The sequence below is a fragment of the Bacillus sp. FSL R9-9834 genome (assembly GCF_038006905.1).
Taxonomy (GTDB): Bacteria; Bacillota; Bacilli; order Bacillales; family Bacillaceae_G; genus Bacillus_A; species Bacillus_A pacificus.
Genome location: NZ_JBBOWD010000001.1, coordinates 727,131 through 745,000, shown reverse-complemented (window position 1 = coordinate 745,000; position 17,870 = coordinate 727,131). Strand labels below are relative to the sequence as shown.

Here is a 17,870-nt window from a genome sequence, read left to right as displayed (position 1 = left end):
CTATAGTAAGACCTTTTATTCTCTCTACTGAAAATAAGTATTTTGATTGTATACCAATACACTCTAATTAACCAAACTGCCTTTCATAATCCCTCCCACCTTTTCATTCTCTTCTACATTAAAGTCCACATTTAAAAAGAAAATAGCTTCGCCACTTCCTAATAATGCGAACATGTTGATTTGTTGGCAGATAGCCCCACACCCACCGAATTCGAGGTGAGAATTTTATCGTCCGACCAACGGCGGGATAGATAACGAAATTCCAACGAAACATCAACTTAAGATTATTGTTAGAATTTTTTTACATTTAATTAATGAAAAATATCCATTTTTTGTTATATAGTAAGAAAGGACGTACTCAACTACAAATAACCCAATGGAGGAATTACTTTATGGATAGGTTAACGAAGTTTTCATTAAAAAACCGCGCCGCTGTTATCATCATGGTTTTTCTCATTTCCATACTCGGTGTTTATTCCGGCTCTAAATTACCTATGGAATTTTTACCCAGCATCGATAATCCCGCAGTCACCGTTACAACCTTATCTCCAGGACTCGACGCCGAAGCAATGACAAAAGAAGTAACCGCTCCCCTTGAAAAACAATTTCGCAACTTAGAACACATTGACAATATCACCTCTTCTACTCACGAAGGATTATCACGCATCGATATCGCGTATACATCCAAAGCAAATATGAAAGATGCCACACGTGAAGTTGAGAAGGCCCTTACTACAATTAAATTACCTAAAGATGCAACGAAACCGATAGTTAGCCAATTAAATACTTCTATGATTCCACTCGCTCAAATTGCAATCCAAAAGCAAAACGGATTTTCAAAAGCAGATGAAAAACAAATCGAAAAAGAAATCGTACCACAACTCGAAAGCATTGATGGTGTTGCCAACGTTATGTTTTTCGGAAAATCAACTTCTGAATTATCTATTATACTAGATCCAAACCAATTAAAAGATAAAAACGTAACACCGGAACAAATATTAAAAGTTTTACAAGGAAAAGAAACTTCCACTCCAGCTGGAGCTGTTACCGTTAATAAAGAAGAATATAACCTTCGTGTCATCGGGGATATAAAAAATGTAGATGACATTAAAAACATCACCGTTGCACCTCAAGTAAAATTGCAAGATGTTGCTCAAATTGAACTTAAACAACACTACGATACAATCTCACATATAAATGGCGAAGAAGGCACTGGATTAATCATCATGAAAGAGCCAAGTAAAAATGCAGTTGCAATTGGAAAAGAAATCGATAAAAAAATTAAAGATATAAGTAAACAATATAAAGATCAATTTTCTATTAAACTTTTAGCGTCAACTCATGAACAAGTTGAAAATGCTGTTACTAGCATGGGAAAAGAAGTAATCCTTGGAGCAATTGCTGCAACTCTAATTATCTTAATCTTTTTACGCAACTTCCGAACGACACTCATTGCTGTTGTCAGTATTCCATTATCTATTTTATTAACACTCTTTTTACTACACCAATCTAACATCACACTTAACACTCTAACACTTGGTGGTTTAGCCGTTGCAGTTGGACGTCTCGTCGATGATAGCATCGTTGTCATTGAGAATATTTTCCGACGTTTACAAAAAGAAGCTTTCTCTAAAGATATTATTCTCGATGCAACGAAAGAGGTCGCCGTCGCAATTACTTCTTCTACTTTAACAACGGTCGCTGTTTTTTTACCTATCGGCCTCGTATCAGGAGTAATCGGAAAATTAATGTTGCCTATGGTATTAGCAGTCGTATATTCTATACTATCATCCTTAATCGTTGCACTAACAGTTGTTCCACTTATGGCTTTTTTACTACTCAAAAAAACAAAACACAAAAAGCCAAGTTCTTCACCACGATATGTCGCTACATTAAAGTGGGCTCTTTCGCATAAATTCATTATTCTACTTACTTCTTTTTTATTATTCGCAGGATCGATCGCCGCCTATGTATTACTACCGAAAGCGAATATAAAATCTGAAGACGACACAATGTTATCTATTAATATGACTTTTCCGGCTGATTACGCTCCTGAAACACAAAAACAAAAAGCTTTTGATTTCGAAAAGAAGCTACTTTCTAATTCAGATGTAACGGATGTTATTTTACGAATGGGATCTAGCGCAGAAGATGCACAATGGGGGCAAACGACGAAAAATAATCTCGCAAGTATATTGGTAGTCTTTAAAAAAGGTTCTGATATTGATCAGTATATTAAAGAGTTAAAGAAAGAACATAAAACTTTTGAGCCCGCGGAACTTGATTATATAAAAATGAGTTATTCAAGCTCTGGCAGCGGCAATAATTTGCAATTCAACGTAACAGCCACTAACGAAACGAATTTAAAAGAGGCTGCTACTATCGTCGAAACAAAACTAAAAGATATGGATGATCTTTCTAAAGTAAAAACGAATTTAGAAGACTCTAAGAAAGAATGGCAAATCCATGTTGATCAAACAAAGGCCGAACAACTAGGATTAACACCAGAATTAGCAGCTCAACAAGTAGCATTCCTTATGAAGAAATCACCTATTGGTGAAGTTTCAATCAATAACGAAAAAACTACTATTATGATAGAACATAAAAAAGAAAGTATTACTAAACAAGAAGACATTTTAAACACAAACATACTATCACCTATTAATGGACCAATTCCTTTAAAAGACATTGCAACTATTTCAGAAAAGCAACTTCAAACAGAAATTTTCCATAAAGATGGAAAAGAAACGATTCAAATTACCGCAGAAGCTTCAAATGAAGATTTAAGCAAGGTAAGCACTGAAGTGAACAAAGCGATAGCCGACTTAGATTTACCTAGCGGAGCAAAAGTAAATATCGCAGGCGCCACTGAATCTATGCAAGAGAACTTCACAGATCTATTCAAGATTATGGGGATTGCAATTGGGATTGTATATTTAATTATGGTTATTACCTTTGGGCAGGCACGTGCTCCCTTTGCAATCTTGTTCTCCTTGCCATTAGCTGCTGTCGGCGGTATTTTAGGATTAATCATTTCAGGAACACCAGTTGATGTAAATTCCTTAATCGGTGCATTAATGTTAATCGGGATTGTCGTTACAAACGCTATCGTATTAATAGAAAGAGTACAACAAAACCGGGAACATGGTATGGAAACGAGAGAAGCCTTACTCGAAGCAGGTTCCACTAGACTACGTCCAATTATTATGACAGCTATTACAACAATTGTTGCTATGCTCCCACTCCTATTTAGCCAATCACAAGCAGGAAGTATGGTATCAAAAAGCCTAGCCGTTGTTGTTATCGGTGGTTTGGCAGTCTCAACTGTTCTTACATTAGTAGTCGTTCCAGTTATGTATGAACTATTAGATAAAATCGGGAGAAAAAGACGCTCTCGTAGAAAAATAAGCACTTCTACAGAAACACCTGATATTTAAAAGAAAAGCGTTATCTTCATGAATGAAGATAACGCTTTTTCTCTACCTGCTCATATAATCCATCACTTTTTCCACATACCGCTCTAGCGGTTCACTAGAGTCCACAATAAGATATTCACTATGTAAAGGTCTTTTACTACCATTTAACCACTTTTTAAAAGCTACTTCGGAATCCACTCGACCAACCTGACTGACCATACGCTTACGTGTTTGCAGCCTATTGTTAATCTCTTCCATATCATTAAGATAACATTCGATATATTTATATTTTACACCATGTTTATTAGACAGTTTCATTCCTTTTTCAACCATTCCTTCATATAGACATGGACTATCCAATATCACACTATGCCCTTGGTCTAAATAAGAATCAATCAATGCCCACTCAACATCGTATGATACTCCTCCAACAACCGCTGATTCAATCCCTTTCATTTCCAATGACTGTAACAACGCTGATTTCAAAACGTCATGATCTACAATTACAGCACCTGTTAACTTCGCTATATACTTAGAAACTGTCGATTTTCCCGATCCAGGAAATCCTGACATTTGCAGAAAAAACAAATTAAACCCACTCCCTCATTTTCATCTTTTTATCCTAATATTCGCGAGCAGCAAGACCCCACTAATTAAAGTTTCACTTTATTTATATAACGAATTACAAATTCAACAATCGCTATACCTTTTCCTTCTATATTAAAACGCAAAAAGAACCCCCTACTTATAAGTAGAGAGTTCCCCTTTACAGCTTATGCAGCTTTTACCTTCTTCGTCGTTTTACTTTTTCTTTTCGCTCCTGTAAAACGTTTGTGCAATATAGATGCTACTAATCGTGAAATAACATTGAATAGTAATACCATAATAATTAATACAGCTGCAGATTTTGTCGCAATTAACTTCGCATCTGGGATAATCCCTTCAGAATTTAACTTCCAAATGTGAACCGCTAACGTTTCAGCTGGTCTAAATGGATTTAAAGGATGAGCAGGACTTGAGAAGTCCGCTGCTGAATTTAAAATTGGAGATGTTAAACCCGCTGTGTAAATTAATGCTGCTGCTTCACCAAATATACGACCTGCCGCTAAAATAACACCTGTAATAATTTGCGGTAATGACGACGGGATAATAATACGAGTGATCGTTTGCCACTTTGTTGCACCTAACCCAAGGCTCGCCTCTTTCACATTAGCAGGAACTTCTGAAATCGCATTTTCACAAACACGTGTTAAACCTGGCAAGTTTAAAATCGTTAAAGCAAGGGCACCACCCATTACTGTGTATCCCCATCCTGTCATTGTAACGAACACTAACAAACCGAATAAACCAACAACAATAGAAGGTAAAGATGCCATTGTCTCGATACATAAACGAACAAAGTTTAAAAAACGTCCTTGTTTTGCATACTCTGCTAAATATATTCCAGCGCCTAATCCAAGTGGAATAGATATAATAAGCGTTATAACAAGCATATAGAATGAATTGAATAACTGCGGACCAATCCCACCACCAGCTCTTGTATTGCTTGGTTCTCCAAACAGGAAATTAGGATCCCAAAAACCCCATCCCTTTTGTAAAATCTCAAATACTAAGAACACTAGTAAAGCTACGACTAAAGCCGCAACCGCATAAAAGATACCTGTCCAAACTTTATTTACCGTCCTTGCATTCATTATTATCGCTCACCTCTTTGCCCAATTGCTCGAATAACTAAAATAAACAGGAATGAAATAACAAGTAAAATCATTGCTAAAGTCCATAGCGCATTGTTCCAAGCAGTTCCGTTTAATGTATTTGTCATATCCATTGTCAAAATACCAGTTAACGTTGCTGTCGGACTATATATTCCTTCTGGTAATTTAACCGTATTCCCAATTACCATTTGAACCGCTAACGCTTCACCAAAAGCACGCGCTAAACCTAAAACAACACCTGTTAAAATCCCTTTTTTCGCAGCAGGAACAATTACTCGGCTAATCGCTTGCCATTTCGTTGATCCTAAACCATAAGAAGCTTCTAAATAATCAAATGGAACAGAGCGTATTGCATCAGAAGCGATACTAGCAATAGTAGGTAAAATCATAATACTCAGGACAATAATACCTGCAATTAAACTAAACCCTACTCCCCCAAACGAATCACGTAATAGCGGTACTAAAATTGTAACCCCTAATAATCCGTATACAACCGAAGGAATACCAACTAATAATTCTAAAACAGGCTTCAATACTTTATTTCCAAACTTCGGCGAAATTAAATTCATGAATATAGCAAGAGCTATAGCAATTGGTGCACTAATAATAACCGCACCTAACGAAACCACCGTTGAACCTACAATGAAAATTACAGCCCCGAAAGTTCCCTCATCAGCATTTGGACTCCATTTTGTCGATGTTAACATCTCAGTAAACGAGATACCACTTTGCGTAAAAGATTGAATTCCTTTACCGCAAATAAACGCAATAATAGCTAATGTAACTAAAACAATAAAAATACCACAAAACGTAACAAGTGATCTTCCTATATATTCACTTTTCACGTAATTAATTTGTTTTTTCCCCTTCATCACAGGACAGACCCCACTTCATAAATTGAAATGAACAGGACTGGCCTTGCAGCCAGCCCCATAAATTTTATTACTTATTTAATTTAGACATTGGAATATAACCCATATCTTCTACTTGCTTTTCAAAATCTTTACCTTTTACATAGTCAATGTAAGCTTTTGTTGCTTCTTTCGCTTCACCTTTCGTTACCATGTACTCGTAAGACCAGAATGGATATTTACCAGACGCAATGTTTTCAACTTTTGGTTCAGCACCATCAATTTTCACTGTTTGTAGCGCACCTTTTTTCTCGCCAACCATGTAAGACATTGCTAAATAACTTACTGAACCTGGAGTAGAATTAATCGCTTGCTCTACTGCACCGTTAGAATCTTGTGTAGTACCAGTTCCGTCATTAATTTTCGCATCTTTCATAATTGTTTTTTCAAATGTAGCACGTGTACCAGAAGAAGCTGGACGGTTAATTACGTTGATTTTTTCATCTTTCCCGCCTACCTCTTTCCAGTTTGTTACTTTTCCAGTGAAGATATCTTGTACTTGTTGTACTGTTAAGTTATCAACTTTTACATCTTTATTTACGACAAGTGCGAATGCAATACCCGCCACCTTGTTATCTACTAATTCTTTCGCCTTATCAGCATCTTTTATTTTATCTGCAGATGGAACATCTGAGTTACCAATTTGGACCGCACCAGAAGCTACTTGGTTAATTCCAGTTCCACTACCGCCACCTTGCACTTGAATAGAAACGTTTGAATTTTTCTCCATAAATTTCTTTCCAGCTTCCTCTGCAAGAGGTTGAAGTGCTGTAGAGCCTGCAGCTGCTATCGTACCTGACAATTCTTGTTTTGCATTATCGCTTCCTTTAGCATCTTTACCTGATGTCTCTTCTGCTTTTCCACATCCCACTAATGAACCCGCTACCACTAAAGCTGCTAAAGAAAATTTAATACCCTTTTTCATGACCATGTCTTGTACCCCCATTTGGATTATCACTTTTCACATTTATCTACTTCTTTCGAACACAAATTCATTGTAGGACAATAATATTATGTGAGTGTTAAGCAATTTTTAATTTTAAGTAAATGACGATAATAATCCTTAAAAACTAGGAATCCCAACATTTATAGTTAAAGAACCCAACAAAATCCACACTAATTAAGCTGTAATGTAAATTTACTCTTAACAATGTAAATTAAATGTAAATGTTTTTCGCTCTTTTTCCCTTTTAGTTAAAGTTACATTTACAATTCCGCTGTATTTTGTTACTTTTACACGCCTAATTTATGCACATTACACAGAATTTCAGTAATATTTTTTAGTACAACTAAATAAATTGGAACAATTCTAAAAATAAATGAATATTTTTAAAGTACCAATTGACAGCATCATCCAATGTAGTCTACTATATTACTAACAAAAAGTTTACCTAAGGAAACTTTTTAAACTTAAACTAACAATATAGAGAGGAGGTAACTTTTATGGTATCGGCTAATATAAAACCACTTTCCGAATTTAAGACAGGAGAGTTTGTACAAATTGAGAAGATACAATTAGAAGGAACTATGAAACGACGTTTATTAGATTTAGGATTTATCCCTGGGGCAACAATTAAAGTATTACAACGCAGTCCACTTGGAGATCCGGTCGCTTATCAAGTAAGCAACACCACTATTGCACTACGTAAGGAAGAAAGCTCCCTTATTTTCGGGATATTAATAGGAGATGATTTCAGATGAGCAAACATCGCATTGCTTTAGCCGGCAACCCGAATACCGGGAAAAGTACATTATTTAATACTTTAACAGGCTTAAAACAACATACTGGAAACTGGACAGGAAAAACTGTTTTAAAAGCTGAAGGGGAATATGAACATAACGGTAGTAAATATACATTAATAGATTTACCTGGAACTTACTCACTATATTCAAATTCTGCAGATGAAGAAGTAGCAAGGGATTATATTATATTTGAAAAACCAGAAGTAACTGTAGTTGTTGTCGATGCAACTGCTATGGAGCGAAATTTAAATTTAGCACTCCAAGTGATGGAAATGACGAGCAACGTAGTCATTTGTATTAACTTAATTGATGAAGCTGAGAAAAAAGGCATCGTTATTGATGAAAAGAAATTAGCAAAATCACTCGGTGTACCTGTAGTTAAAATTTCCGCTCGTAACCGAGTAGGCATCGGTCATTTACTAAATGTTATTGCCAAAGTAGCAAATAAAAAGCTAATTCCAACACCAATTAAAATTTCTTACAGCGAAAAAATCGAGAATATGATTCAGGAATTAGAACCACAAATTTATAAAGTGTTCGGTGATACGTATCCAGCACGCTGGATTGCGTTACGTATATTAGATGGAGATAAAAATTTCTTAACTACACTTCAAAAACACCATAATGAACCACTTGTAAGGGAGGTCGTAATGAATGGAATCTCACTCAGCCAGTAAAGCTCTTCCATTAGACTATATTATTCAACATGCACAAGCACTATCAAAAGAGGATATACGAGATGATATTGTCGGAGATATTTACCGAACATCTGCAAGCATATGTAAAGAATCTGTTCAATATACAAATACGGATAAATTGTATCGTTCTGAAAAACTAGATAAAATTTTCACATCTCCAATCTGGGGATTCCCAATTATGCTTGGTATTTTATCTATCATTTTTTATCTTACAATTGCAGGGGCTAACGTACCATCTGATATGATTGCTGAGTTCTTCGGATGGGCCGAAGGATATTTAACATCTTGGTTTCAAGCAGCACATGCACCTGAATGGCTACATGGCATTTTAATACTTGGTTTATTCCGTGGTATCGGTGCTGTTATTAGCGTTATGTTACCACCTATGGCCATCTTTTTCCCTATGTTTGCACTATTAGAAAACTACGGATACTTACCACGAGTTGCGTTTAATATGGACCGCTTATTCAAACGCTCTGGTGCACATGGTAAACAATCTTTAACAATGGCAATGGGCTTTGGTTGTAATGCAGCAGCCATTATGTCAACACGTATTATTGAATCACCACGTGAACGTATGCTTGCAATCTTAACAAACAACTTCGTTCCTTGTAACGGTCGCTGGCCTATGTTAATTTTAATGGCTTCATTATTTATGGCTGCCGGTTATACAGGTAGTATGCAAACATTGGTTACTGCTGGAGTTGTAGTTGGAATGGTTGTAATTGGTATCGTTATGACATTAACCGTTTCTTGGGTACTATCAAAAACAGCTTTAAAAGGCGTTCCAACTCACTACACACTCGAGTTACCACCATACCGTAAGCCAAAGGTTTGGAATACAATTGTGCGTGCAACACTCGATAAATCCGTCTATGTTTTAAAACGAGCTGTTGTTGTAGCTGCTCCTGCGGCTGCATTAACTTGGTTACTTGCTAATATTTTCATCGGTGACACAAGCCTACTTATGTATTTTGTAAACTTCCTAGATCCATTCGCTAAAATGTTAGGACTTGACGGATTTATTCTAGCTGCGTTCATTCTTGGACTACCAGCGAACGAAATTGTTATCCCGATTTTATTAATGTCTTACTTATCAACCGGAGCTTTAACTGAAATAGATGATTTTAATCAAATTAAAAATCTATTCTTAGAAAATGGTTGGACTTGGTTAACGGCGTTAAACACAATGTTGTTCTCACTTCTTCATTTCCCATGTGGAACGACACTGGTTAACATATATAAAGAAACAAAAAGTGCAAAATGGACATTCTTATCGTTTGCAATCCCTACCGTTATCGCTATTGTTGTGACATTCCTCTCTACACAATTGGTACATTGGTTAGGGCTTGTATAAAAACAAAGCATACATAGAAGGTATCCCCCTTCACATATGCTTTGTGCGAAAGAAACCTGAAATTATTCAGGTTTCTTTTTTTGCACATCATTATTCCAAGGCTGCGCTCCATACGTTGTAATTTTTTTATGAATGTAGTATATAGCTCCCGGAAGAACTGCCATTAATATTGTGCAACTAATCCCTAATCCAGTAAACAACCTCCATCACCTTACTTCACTTTCTTTGGTAATGCTGAACCTGAATGTTCAATTGTTGGATCAACGTGAACATTAATTTCAGCATTACTAAAATAATTCTGGCCTCGATCCCAATTCTTACTAATTTTCTTCCACTCTTTATAATTATGCTTCTTATATACCTCTCCTAATTCCAATACATCTACTTTATATTTTTTTTGAACAAGCTGTATAGATTTTTCAATACGCTTCTTCATTTCCTTTGAAATTTCTTTCTTTAAAAGCTTTTCATTCATCACTTGTTTCGGTTCATTAAAATGTAACTCAGCTAATATGCCTTCTGTGGACAAATGAATATCAAACTTCGGTTTTGTAGCATTTTCAGTAGACACTTGGATCTTTCGGCGCAACTTATGAATTTCATATGTAATGAGCTGATTCTTTTTACGAACAGTAAAGAAACCTCCAATTTTTTTACCTATTACATAGTTCATTCCTAATGTTTGCTCTCCACTCAAAGTTCCAACGCACTTATTATCCTTTCCACGAATCAATGCCGCTCCTTCCATTTGTACGCCTTGTTTAGTTAACCCTAAGAGAGGTAATGCAAAACTTCGATCTGCGATCATTTTCCCTTGTACTTCACCAATTCTCGCCGCCTCAATCATTTGAGCGTTTTTCGGAGGATGTTCAGCTAACATATCAATATACTGCGCCGGTAAGTTTTCAGGTTTTGCACTCTGTTTTAAAATAGATTCTGCATTTTTCTTGGAAACGAACAAACGAATATTTCTTCTCATTTCATGATCACGAAAATATACATCTAACGTATTTTGCAAAACATACGGATTTGCTAGTAATTCATCCGAAAAAATAATGACTTGTATATGCGGAAAAAATAATGTTCGACTAATTTTTTTAGCAATTATTCTTATTTGCTCAAAGACGCTATCTGCTTTCGCACTTACGTTAATATAATTTTCACTATCTCCATCGCCCTGTCCACTTTGTTGTGCTAACTTACTGGGAAGTACCATCTGATACGTCCCTTTCATAATCGGATTTGATTTCTTTTTCTTCACAATATCGTAAGCTGCGCCTACTACAAATCCTCTTTCTTCTATTTCTTCTAGTTCAGAGCACCCACTTATAGACCCAGCTAAAACCATAACCATTATAATTTTAAGAAGGTGTTTCATTTCTACCATTCCTTCTTTTTATTTTATATACAATAAAAACTAGCAAAGGCGCTAATACGACAAACCCCATATCTATCCACGCTAAATACGTTCCGTAACTTGATAACGTATTTAAATTACCCGGGAGCATATTCAGCATAAAAATTAGAGGCGCGCTTCCGAAAATAAAAATATGTTTCTTCACTTTCGGAAACATAGCACAAAACAATAGAGATGCGACGTCATAATACATGGCTGTAGTGTTATAAATAGTAATAATCCAAGTCGTAAAAAAAATTGCATCGAACCTTTCTAAAAAGCCTCCACCAATTTCAATTTCTTTCCCTAATTCAATTGTTGGGTATGTCAATCCACGAGTTGTCATATACGTAAAAACACTAATACACGTTACATAAATTAAAATGTATGAGAGCACATTTACTATCACTGCTTTCGCAACTGCCATTGGTGCCTTTTTCGCTGTCTTATCATTCAACAACACAGCATAAAACAGAGCTACCTCAAATCCAATAAATGTGAATATAGAATTTTTAACCCCAACAGCGTATTGACTTACTTCCGTTTGGAAAGCTGGAAACAAATTGTTTATTTCCATTAAATTTATATTTAATAAAGAAAGAAGCACTATTGCAATTAAAACAATAGGTAAGAACATAACATTTAATCGTAACAAAGCTGCTCTCGATCCTGCTATTCCATAGATAACAACCAATAAGAAGAAAAAAGATAGTAGCTGTACTGGTGTCTCACTAAATAAATACGTTTGCGAAATAATTGCAATCATTCGTGATTCATATGCTGTCAAAGCAGCAAACGTTAATACTAAAACCATACTAATCGTGTATGCTACCGGCTTTGTCAAATGCGCACTCGTATATTGAACAAAGTTTTGTTTTGGAAATAAAATAGCCACCCTCGTTACAAACCAGCCTAAAACTGCACATATCAATCCACCCAAAAGCAAAATAATCCAACCATCTGAAAATAAAGTTTGGTTAGCAATATCCCTTGGCATAGATAATGCGCCTATACCAATAATGGTCGATGATACCGCAAACCCAATTTCCCGAGATCCAATTTCTTCATCGCCATACTCAAATGGTTTCAATTATTCTCGCTCCTTTGGACGTACTGTAGAATCTTTTGTTTGTAAATATTCCGGTCTCTCTTTCAACATTGATTTTGGCATGCGAATAAACTCTTCTTTCCAATCTTTATAAAATGCAGGAGCAATTGGAGTTGTATACGGTACACCAACACTTGTTAAATTTGTAATATGAATAGCAAGCGCAATAAGAGCTAGAATGATTCCATACAACCCAAAAGCAGTTGCTGCTAATACAAAGACGAAAAGTAAAATTCGAAACGTAATTGTGATGCTATACACTGGAAGTGAAAATGTAGCAATAGCTGTAACCGCAATAATGATAACTAAAAATGGATTTACAATTCCTGCGTTCACCGCTGCTTCTCCAATTACAAGCCCACCTACAATCCCAATTGTTTGCCCCATCGGTTTCGGCAACCTAATTCCCGCTTCTCGTATTAATTCCATCGTTAATGCCATCATTAACGTTTCTATATAGGCAGGAAACGGAACACCTTCTCTTGCCCCGGCAATCGAATAAGCCAATTTAGAAGGAATAAGTCCTTGGTGATATGAGACGAGCGCTACATACATCGCCGGCATTAAAACTGCAACTATACCAGAACCCATTCGCAAAATTCTTAATAAAGTCCCTATTACCCAACGCTCATAATGATCTTCCACAGATTGAAAAATATCAACAAATACTAGCGGAGCTATAAGGGCAAACGGTGATCCATCCACCAAAATAGCTGCCTTTCCTTTTGCTAATGAGGCCACAATATTATCGGGCCTTTCCGTATTCAAAAACTGCGGAAACGGCGACAAATTATTATCTTGAATTAATTGCTCAATTGTACCCGTCTCAAAAACGACATCTGTCACTATGGATTGAAGACGCCGATCTAGCTCCTTTACAATGTAAGGATTAATAATGTCTTCTATATATACTAAAGTCACTTCTTTTTGGGATCTCTTCCCCATAATATAAGATTGAAATCTCAGCTTTGGGTCACGTAAACTACGGCGAATTAACATTTTATTCACGTTAATATCTTCATTTAATCCAACCCTCGGTCCACGTATTAAATCTTCTGTTACTGGCGGTTCTAAACTTCTTTTTTCCCAAGCTCTACTATTAATCACGATAGCTGTTTGAACATTATCAATTAATATAACTGTATCTCCCGCTAAAATCGCATTTATAATATCCGGAAATGTTGTCTTCTTACCGACTTCCGCAATAGAAATAAAACGATCCAATAAAGTTTGAACGATAGCTGCTTCTTTTTGTACTTCTTCATATTGAAGTGTACGAACTACATATTTATAAACATTATCCTTATCTGTTAACCCACACAGAAAAATAACAGCACAACGTGTAAAACTGCCAGCAAGGGCAACTTCCCTAATTGTTAAATCATTCGGTGAACCTAACTCATCCCTAATTTTTTTCATAACTTCAAATAAGTTACCTTTTAGCTCTAACAAGTCCCCCACCTAACTTCCTTTTCAACAAGTTTTTAGTTAGATTCCGCTAATCGAAGAAAATATATACAAAAAAGAGCTATCTCTTTTCAAAGATAGCTCTAGCATAAGAATTACTTTTCTACTATTATATTGTCTGTCTTTATAGACACATTTTTCGTGAACCCGCTAACGATAAACATCACCATTATATTCATTAACAACGCGACTATACCTACATTTAAATCTTTTATATATTGAGGGAAACTCGGAAACATCGTAGCTATAGTTGAACCCGATAAAGTAATATACGCAACCACTAACAACCCAATCCCCATCCCCGCAATCGCTCCTTGCTTCGTAATAACCTGACGTGGAAACAGACTACATACAAGTGCAGGGAAAAGCTGTGTCACTATACTATATCCCATTAAAAGAAGTGCTCCTATCGTTTCTCCACCTTTAAAAGTAAACAAAACAGCTACAAGCGTTACTACAGGAACAAATAATTTCGCTGTTTTTGCCACCTGTCGATCCGAAGCAGATGGGACCATTGTTCGGTAAATATTTTTCGCTAATAATGTAGAAGCAGCCATGACAAGCATAGAACCTGGAACTAATGCCGTTAAAACTCCGGCACTACCAATAATCCCAATAAACCAAGGATCAAAAGTTTGAAGAGCCAGACGGAATAACGAAAGGTCTACATCCCCTCCCTTTAATCCAGGAACTTGTAAGATAGCTGCAAACCCTGCAAAGAACACGAAAAGTAAAACTAAAGAATACAGTGGCATAATGGCCGCATTTTTACGAAATACTTTTTCATTTTTTGCAGAGAAAGCAGAGGCGAATGTATGGGGCCACATATAGAAACCGAGAGCTGTTAATACAATAGTAGAAACAAACCAAGAAATGCTCATTCCTTCATCAGGTAAAGATAAAAATCCTGGTTTTGCTGCCTCTACGGCTTCAAACATCGGCTGAAATCCTCCGTAATAATGGTGCGGTAAATATATACCTAAAAACATAACGATAAATAGGATCATAATATCCTTCAAAGCGGCCGTCCAAGCAGAGCCGTGTATACCTGAAACCATTACATATATCGTTATAACAATTGCGCCAATCCACACTGCTATAACTGGCGATACCCTTCCATAAGACGCTTCCGAAACGATAATTCCTAATCCTTTTAACTGTAAAACAAGGTATGGGATAATCGAAATAACCCCAATGATAGAAACGATAAGGCCAAGTGCCTGACTCTTATATTTCTTCACAAAAAAATCTGGCTGTGAAACTAGATTATGCTCTTTTGCATACTTCCAAACTGGTGGTAATAAAAAATAAGATAAAATATAAGCTAACGCACCATAACCTAAAATATAAAAAGTAGGTGCTCCTTTACTATACGCCCATCCACTCCCACCTAAAAATGTGAATGTCGTATAAATTTCACCTGCCATAAGAAGAAAAACAAAAATAGTACCAAAGCCTCTTCCTCCAACTGACCATTGCTCTAAATTCATATCTTTTCCGTGTTGTGCCCGAATTCCTAAAAATAGTGCGAGAAACAAAAATAAAATAATGATAAGTAATGCGGTCATTTTACATCCCCCTTATTAGCAGGATCAAATACGTACACAATTCCCATACAAAAAGATGTAATAAGCACTGATAATAATACCCAAAATAATAAAAATGGCATCCCTAATATGTAAGGAGTAACTGAATTAGCAAATACGGGTCCAACAACTAAACAAAAAACTGGAATAAGCGCTAATACGTGTATTTTCTTCATCTCATTCTCCTTTACTTATGAAATTCATAATCGATGATACAAAGACTTGCACACCAATCGGTAATGCATCTTCATCAATCGTAAAACGAGGGTGATGATGAGGATATATAATTCCTTTCTCTTTATTTCCTGCACCGATAAAAAAGAATGTACCTGGTGCTTTTTGTAAAAACGCTGAAAAATCTTCTCCAGCCATCGTCGGCTGTAAACGAGTAACTCGTTCCCTTCCATAAAGCTGTAATGCTGTTTGCTCAATAATCTCTGTAACTTCATAAGCATTTACGACTGGACGATATCCATATTCATACGAAAACGTATATTTCGCTCCGTAAGCTTCCGTCACATGCTTTACAATCTGTTCAATTCTTTTCTCTGTTTCTTCTCGCAACTCATGTCTTAAACTCCGCACTGTCCCTTCAATCTCCGCTTGCTCTGGAATCACATTATGAGTTGTCCCAGCGTGAAATTGCGTAACAGATACTACAAGAGAATCTAACGGATTCGTGAGCCGAGATACAATTTGCTGAAGTTGCGAAACCACTTGTGTACCGATTGAAATACTATCAACTGTTTCATGAGGGATTCCAGCATGGCCACCTTTTCCTTCTATTATAATTTTAAAAACATCTGGAGCAGCCATTGCGGGACCATAAATTACACCTACTTTTCCAACCTCTAACGATGCCCAAAGGTGAGCACCAATAATATAATCGACCCCTTCCATTACACCCGCTGCAACCATTTCCTCTGCACCACCAGGAAAATTTTCTTCAGCATGTTGGAATAGAAAACGAATCTCCCCTTTAATCTTCTCTCTTGCTTCTACTAACTTATGTACAACTCCAAGTAATATCGCTATATGTCCATCATGGCCACATGCATGCATTACACCCGGATATGTAGAAATAAAGTCAAACTCATTTTCTTCATGAATAGGAAGAGCATCCATGTCAGCTCGAACCGCAACTATTTTACCAGGCTGCTTTCCAATCAACCTTGCCATTACACTATATTTAGTAGGTCTTGATACTTCTAAACATGGAATTTCCCGAAGTATATCGAATACAAACTGCGATGTTTTCTCTTCTTGAAAAGATAACTCTGGATACTTATGAAAATGCCTTCTCCACTCAACCAACTGATCCTTTGACAAAACAAGTTCTTTTGCAACATCCATTTCTCTTCTCCCCTTCTTCACCAAGTTAAATGTTATTATAACGTGAATTGTTAACTTTTAAAAGAATCTTCTGAATTTTCTATCATGGTTACTTAAAAATAAAAAGCCATCAAAAGATGGCTTTTTCATTATTATAAAATAGTAATTGCTTGTTTCCCCATTTGCTCCCACGCTTTCTCAAACTCTGCTCGTGGAACAGCGAAACGTGGATTATTTTTTAGTGGATCATTTACATATACAAAGTTTTGATCGTATCCAACTACTACTACACTATGCTCAAAATATGTAATTTTCACTTCACCAGAACTTGTATTCCATGTTTCAAAACTACTTTCAGCTAGCGGCTGAAACGTTGTATTAATAATAACCCATACTGGAGAACCAGAACTAATTACTTTATATAGATCTTTCACGTCTCTATCTGTTAAATTAATTACTTTTTCAGAAACATATTTTTCTGCTAAATTAAAGATTGGTTTATTGTATACACCATATCCTGGTTCAGCTTTCGTATAAATATTTCCAACAAACCCCTCATAAGGATTTCCGCGCAAACCATTTTGTTCAAATGGAACTCGATGAATTTCACTAGCAAGTTGCATCTTATCTACTTGTACACCTTTATATTGTAGCAACATAGCTAAGCTTGTCACTTCACATCCACGAGGTAATTCTGGTAACTGCTTTATAAACGGAACATTTTCAATCATAGCCGCTTCTTTCATTTCAGATAGAAAATCTAAGCGTAGCACTTGTGCCTTTTGTATAATCTTATCTTTCCCTATAAAAAACGCTGCAGCAAATATAATTCCAAAAACAAAAAGATATTTTAACTTTTTCATTTTAAACAAAACTCCATTAATTATTATTTTACAGACATACCTCTTACCATTGTACCTTTCTTCTTACTAGTTTGCTAGAAAGATTCTGTGAATTATTGTTCACAACTACATCGTTATAAAATTCTAATTATTTTTAATAAAAAGAAAAAACAATATACTTTTCTGAATTTTTTTGCTAAAATCGAAATAATTAACATAGTGAAGATATCACCTTGTTAATAAAAACATTCTTAGGGTATTTAGTCATAGTTCGTTTTTTACATACTCCATTCATTTCA

Annotated in this window: 16 protein-coding genes; 4 read left to right on the top strand and 12 right to left on the bottom strand. The window is 35.9% G+C overall.

The features are described 5' to 3' along the window. Positions 1–392 precede the first annotated feature (392 nt). Positions 393–3,437 carry an efflux RND transporter permease subunit gene (locus tag MKY00_RS03740; RefSeq protein WP_016716487.1) on the top strand — a complete coding sequence of 1,015 codons (3,045 nt, stop codon included), beginning with the start codon at positions 393–395 and terminating at the stop codon, positions 3,435–3,437. Between the two features lie 42 nt (positions 3,438–3,479). On the opposite strand, the gene MKY00_RS03735 is transcribed toward MKY00_RS03740, so the two are convergent. The 4 genes from MKY00_RS03735 to MKY00_RS03720 form a co-directional block, all read right to left on the bottom strand. Beyond that, positions 3,480–4,004, bottom strand: a complete 525-nt coding sequence (locus MKY00_RS03735) for an AAA family ATPase (protein WP_000465760.1) — start codon at positions 4,002–4,004, stop codon at positions 3,480–3,482. Positions 4,005–4,189: 185 nt separating this feature from the next. After that, positions 4,190–5,110 (bottom strand): phosphate ABC transporter permease PstA, encoded by a 921-nt coding sequence (gene pstA, locus MKY00_RS03730; protein WP_000994138.1) that lies wholly within the window; start codon positions 5,108–5,110, stop codon positions 4,190–4,192. 2 nt (positions 5,111–5,112) lie between these two features. Next, a complete protein-coding gene (pstC, locus tag MKY00_RS03725; protein ID WP_011040013.1) occupies positions 5,113–6,003 on the bottom strand; it encodes a phosphate ABC transporter permease subunit PstC in 891 nt (296 codons plus the stop codon). Positions 6,004–6,073: 70 nt separating this feature from the next. After that, on the bottom strand, positions 6,074–6,973 hold the full coding sequence (locus tag MKY00_RS03720; RefSeq protein ID WP_000245119.1) for a phosphate ABC transporter substrate-binding protein PstS: 900 nt from the start codon (positions 6,971–6,973) through the stop codon (positions 6,074–6,076). A 512-nt stretch (positions 6,974–7,485) separates the two neighbouring features. On the opposite strand from MKY00_RS03720, the gene MKY00_RS03715 reads away from it, so the two are divergent. Genes MKY00_RS03715 through MKY00_RS03705 form a run of 3 tightly spaced genes read left to right on the top strand, consistent with a single transcriptional unit; the run spans position 7,486 to position 9,840 of the window. Next, complete coding sequence (locus MKY00_RS03715) at positions 7,486–7,743, top strand: FeoA family protein (RefSeq protein WP_000252983.1); 258 nt, start codon at positions 7,486–7,488, stop codon at positions 7,741–7,743. Then, the gene (locus MKY00_RS03710) at positions 7,740–8,462 is read left to right on the top strand and encodes a FeoB small GTPase domain-containing protein (RefSeq protein ID WP_000033861.1); all 723 of its coding nucleotides are present in this window, start codon (positions 7,740–7,742) and stop codon (positions 8,460–8,462) included. The genes MKY00_RS03715 and MKY00_RS03710 overlap by 4 nt, the downstream gene beginning before the upstream one ends. Then, entirely contained in the window at positions 8,440–9,840 is a 1,401-nt protein-coding gene (locus MKY00_RS03705; RefSeq protein ID WP_000443586.1) for a nucleoside recognition domain-containing protein, read from the top strand. Before MKY00_RS03710 ends, MKY00_RS03705 begins: the two co-directional genes overlap by 23 nt. Positions 9,841–9,902: 62 nt before the next feature. Here MKY00_RS03705 and MKY00_RS03700 read toward each other — a convergent pair whose 3' ends face one another. The 8 genes from MKY00_RS03700 to MKY00_RS03665 form a co-directional block, all read right to left on the bottom strand. Then, the gene (locus MKY00_RS03700; protein WP_000493992.1) at positions 9,903–10,040 is read right to left on the bottom strand and encodes a hypothetical protein; all 138 of its coding nucleotides are present in this window, start codon (positions 10,038–10,040) and stop codon (positions 9,903–9,905) included. An 11-nt stretch (positions 10,041–10,051) separates the two neighbouring features. Then, on the bottom strand, positions 10,052–11,218 hold the full coding sequence (gene gerLC, locus MKY00_RS03695; RefSeq protein WP_016716486.1) for a spore germination protein GerLC: 1,167 nt from the start codon (positions 11,216–11,218) through the stop codon (positions 10,052–10,054). Further along, complete coding sequence (gene gerLB, locus MKY00_RS03690) at positions 11,202–12,326, bottom strand: spore germination protein GerLB (protein WP_000801997.1); 1,125 nt, start codon at positions 12,324–12,326, stop codon at positions 11,202–11,204. The genes gerLC and gerLB overlap by 17 nt, the downstream gene beginning before the upstream one ends. Further along, on the bottom strand, positions 12,327–13,805 hold the full coding sequence (gerLA, locus tag MKY00_RS03685; protein ID WP_016716485.1) for a spore germination protein GerLA: 1,479 nt from the start codon (positions 13,803–13,805) through the stop codon (positions 12,327–12,329). Positions 13,806–13,906: 101 nt separating this feature from the next. Further along, the gene (locus MKY00_RS03680; RefSeq protein WP_016716484.1) at positions 13,907–15,379 is read right to left on the bottom strand and encodes a sodium:solute symporter family protein; all 1,473 of its coding nucleotides are present in this window, start codon (positions 15,377–15,379) and stop codon (positions 13,907–13,909) included. Further along, the gene (locus MKY00_RS03675; protein WP_014893308.1) at positions 15,376–15,573 is read right to left on the bottom strand and encodes a DUF3311 domain-containing protein; all 198 of its coding nucleotides are present in this window, start codon (positions 15,571–15,573) and stop codon (positions 15,376–15,378) included. The genes MKY00_RS03680 and MKY00_RS03675 overlap by 4 nt, the downstream gene beginning before the upstream one ends. A 1-nt stretch (position 15,574) precedes the next feature. Then, a complete protein-coding gene (locus tag MKY00_RS03670; RefSeq protein WP_016716483.1) occupies positions 15,575–16,750 on the bottom strand; it encodes an amidohydrolase in 1,176 nt (391 codons plus the stop codon). Positions 16,751–16,881: 131 nt separating this feature from the next. After that, positions 16,882–17,592, bottom strand: coding sequence for a C39 family peptidase (locus MKY00_RS03665; protein ID WP_000734471.1), 711 nt, complete (start codon positions 17,590–17,592; stop codon positions 16,882–16,884). Positions 17,593–17,870: the final 278 nt, after the last annotated feature.

What these genes read in the sequence shown, in the direction of transcription:
- MKY00_RS03710 (WP_000033861.1), top strand. Translation starts at nt 7,740, where the DNA reads ATGAGCAAACATCGCATTGCTTTAGCCGGCAACCCGAATACCGGGAAA.
- MKY00_RS03740 (WP_016716487.1), top strand. Translation starts at nt 393, where the DNA reads ATGGATAGGTTAACGAAGTTTTCATTAAAAAACCGCGCCGCTGTTATC.
- MKY00_RS03675 (WP_014893308.1), bottom strand. Translation starts at nt 15,573, where the DNA reads ATGAAGAAAATACACGTATTAGCGCTTATTCCAGTTTTTTGTTTAGTT.
- pstA (WP_000994138.1), bottom strand. Translation starts at nt 5,110, where the DNA reads ATGAATGCAAGGACGGTAAATAAAGTTTGGACAGGTATCTTTTATGCG.
- MKY00_RS03665 (WP_000734471.1), bottom strand. Translation starts at nt 17,592, where the DNA reads ATGAAAAAGTTAAAATATCTTTTTGTTTTTGGAATTATATTTGCTGCA.
- MKY00_RS03680 (WP_016716484.1), bottom strand. Translation starts at nt 15,379, where the DNA reads ATGACCGCATTACTTATCATTATTTTATTTTTGTTTCTCGCACTATTT.
- MKY00_RS03720 (WP_000245119.1), bottom strand. Translation starts at nt 6,973, where the DNA reads ATGGTCATGAAAAAGGGTATTAAATTTTCTTTAGCAGCTTTAGTGGTA.
- gerLC (WP_016716486.1), bottom strand. Translation starts at nt 11,218, where the DNA reads ATGAAACACCTTCTTAAAATTATAATGGTTATGGTTTTAGCTGGGTCT.
- pstC (WP_011040013.1), bottom strand. Translation starts at nt 6,003, where the DNA reads ATGAAGGGGAAAAAACAAATTAATTACGTGAAAAGTGAATATATAGGA.
- MKY00_RS03715 (WP_000252983.1), top strand. Translation starts at nt 7,486, where the DNA reads ATGGTATCGGCTAATATAAAACCACTTTCCGAATTTAAGACAGGAGAG.
- MKY00_RS03670 (WP_016716483.1), bottom strand. Translation starts at nt 16,750, where the DNA reads ATGGATGTTGCAAAAGAACTTGTTTTGTCAAAGGATCAGTTGGTTGAG.
- MKY00_RS03705 (WP_000443586.1), top strand. Translation starts at nt 8,440, where the DNA reads ATGGAATCTCACTCAGCCAGTAAAGCTCTTCCATTAGACTATATTATT.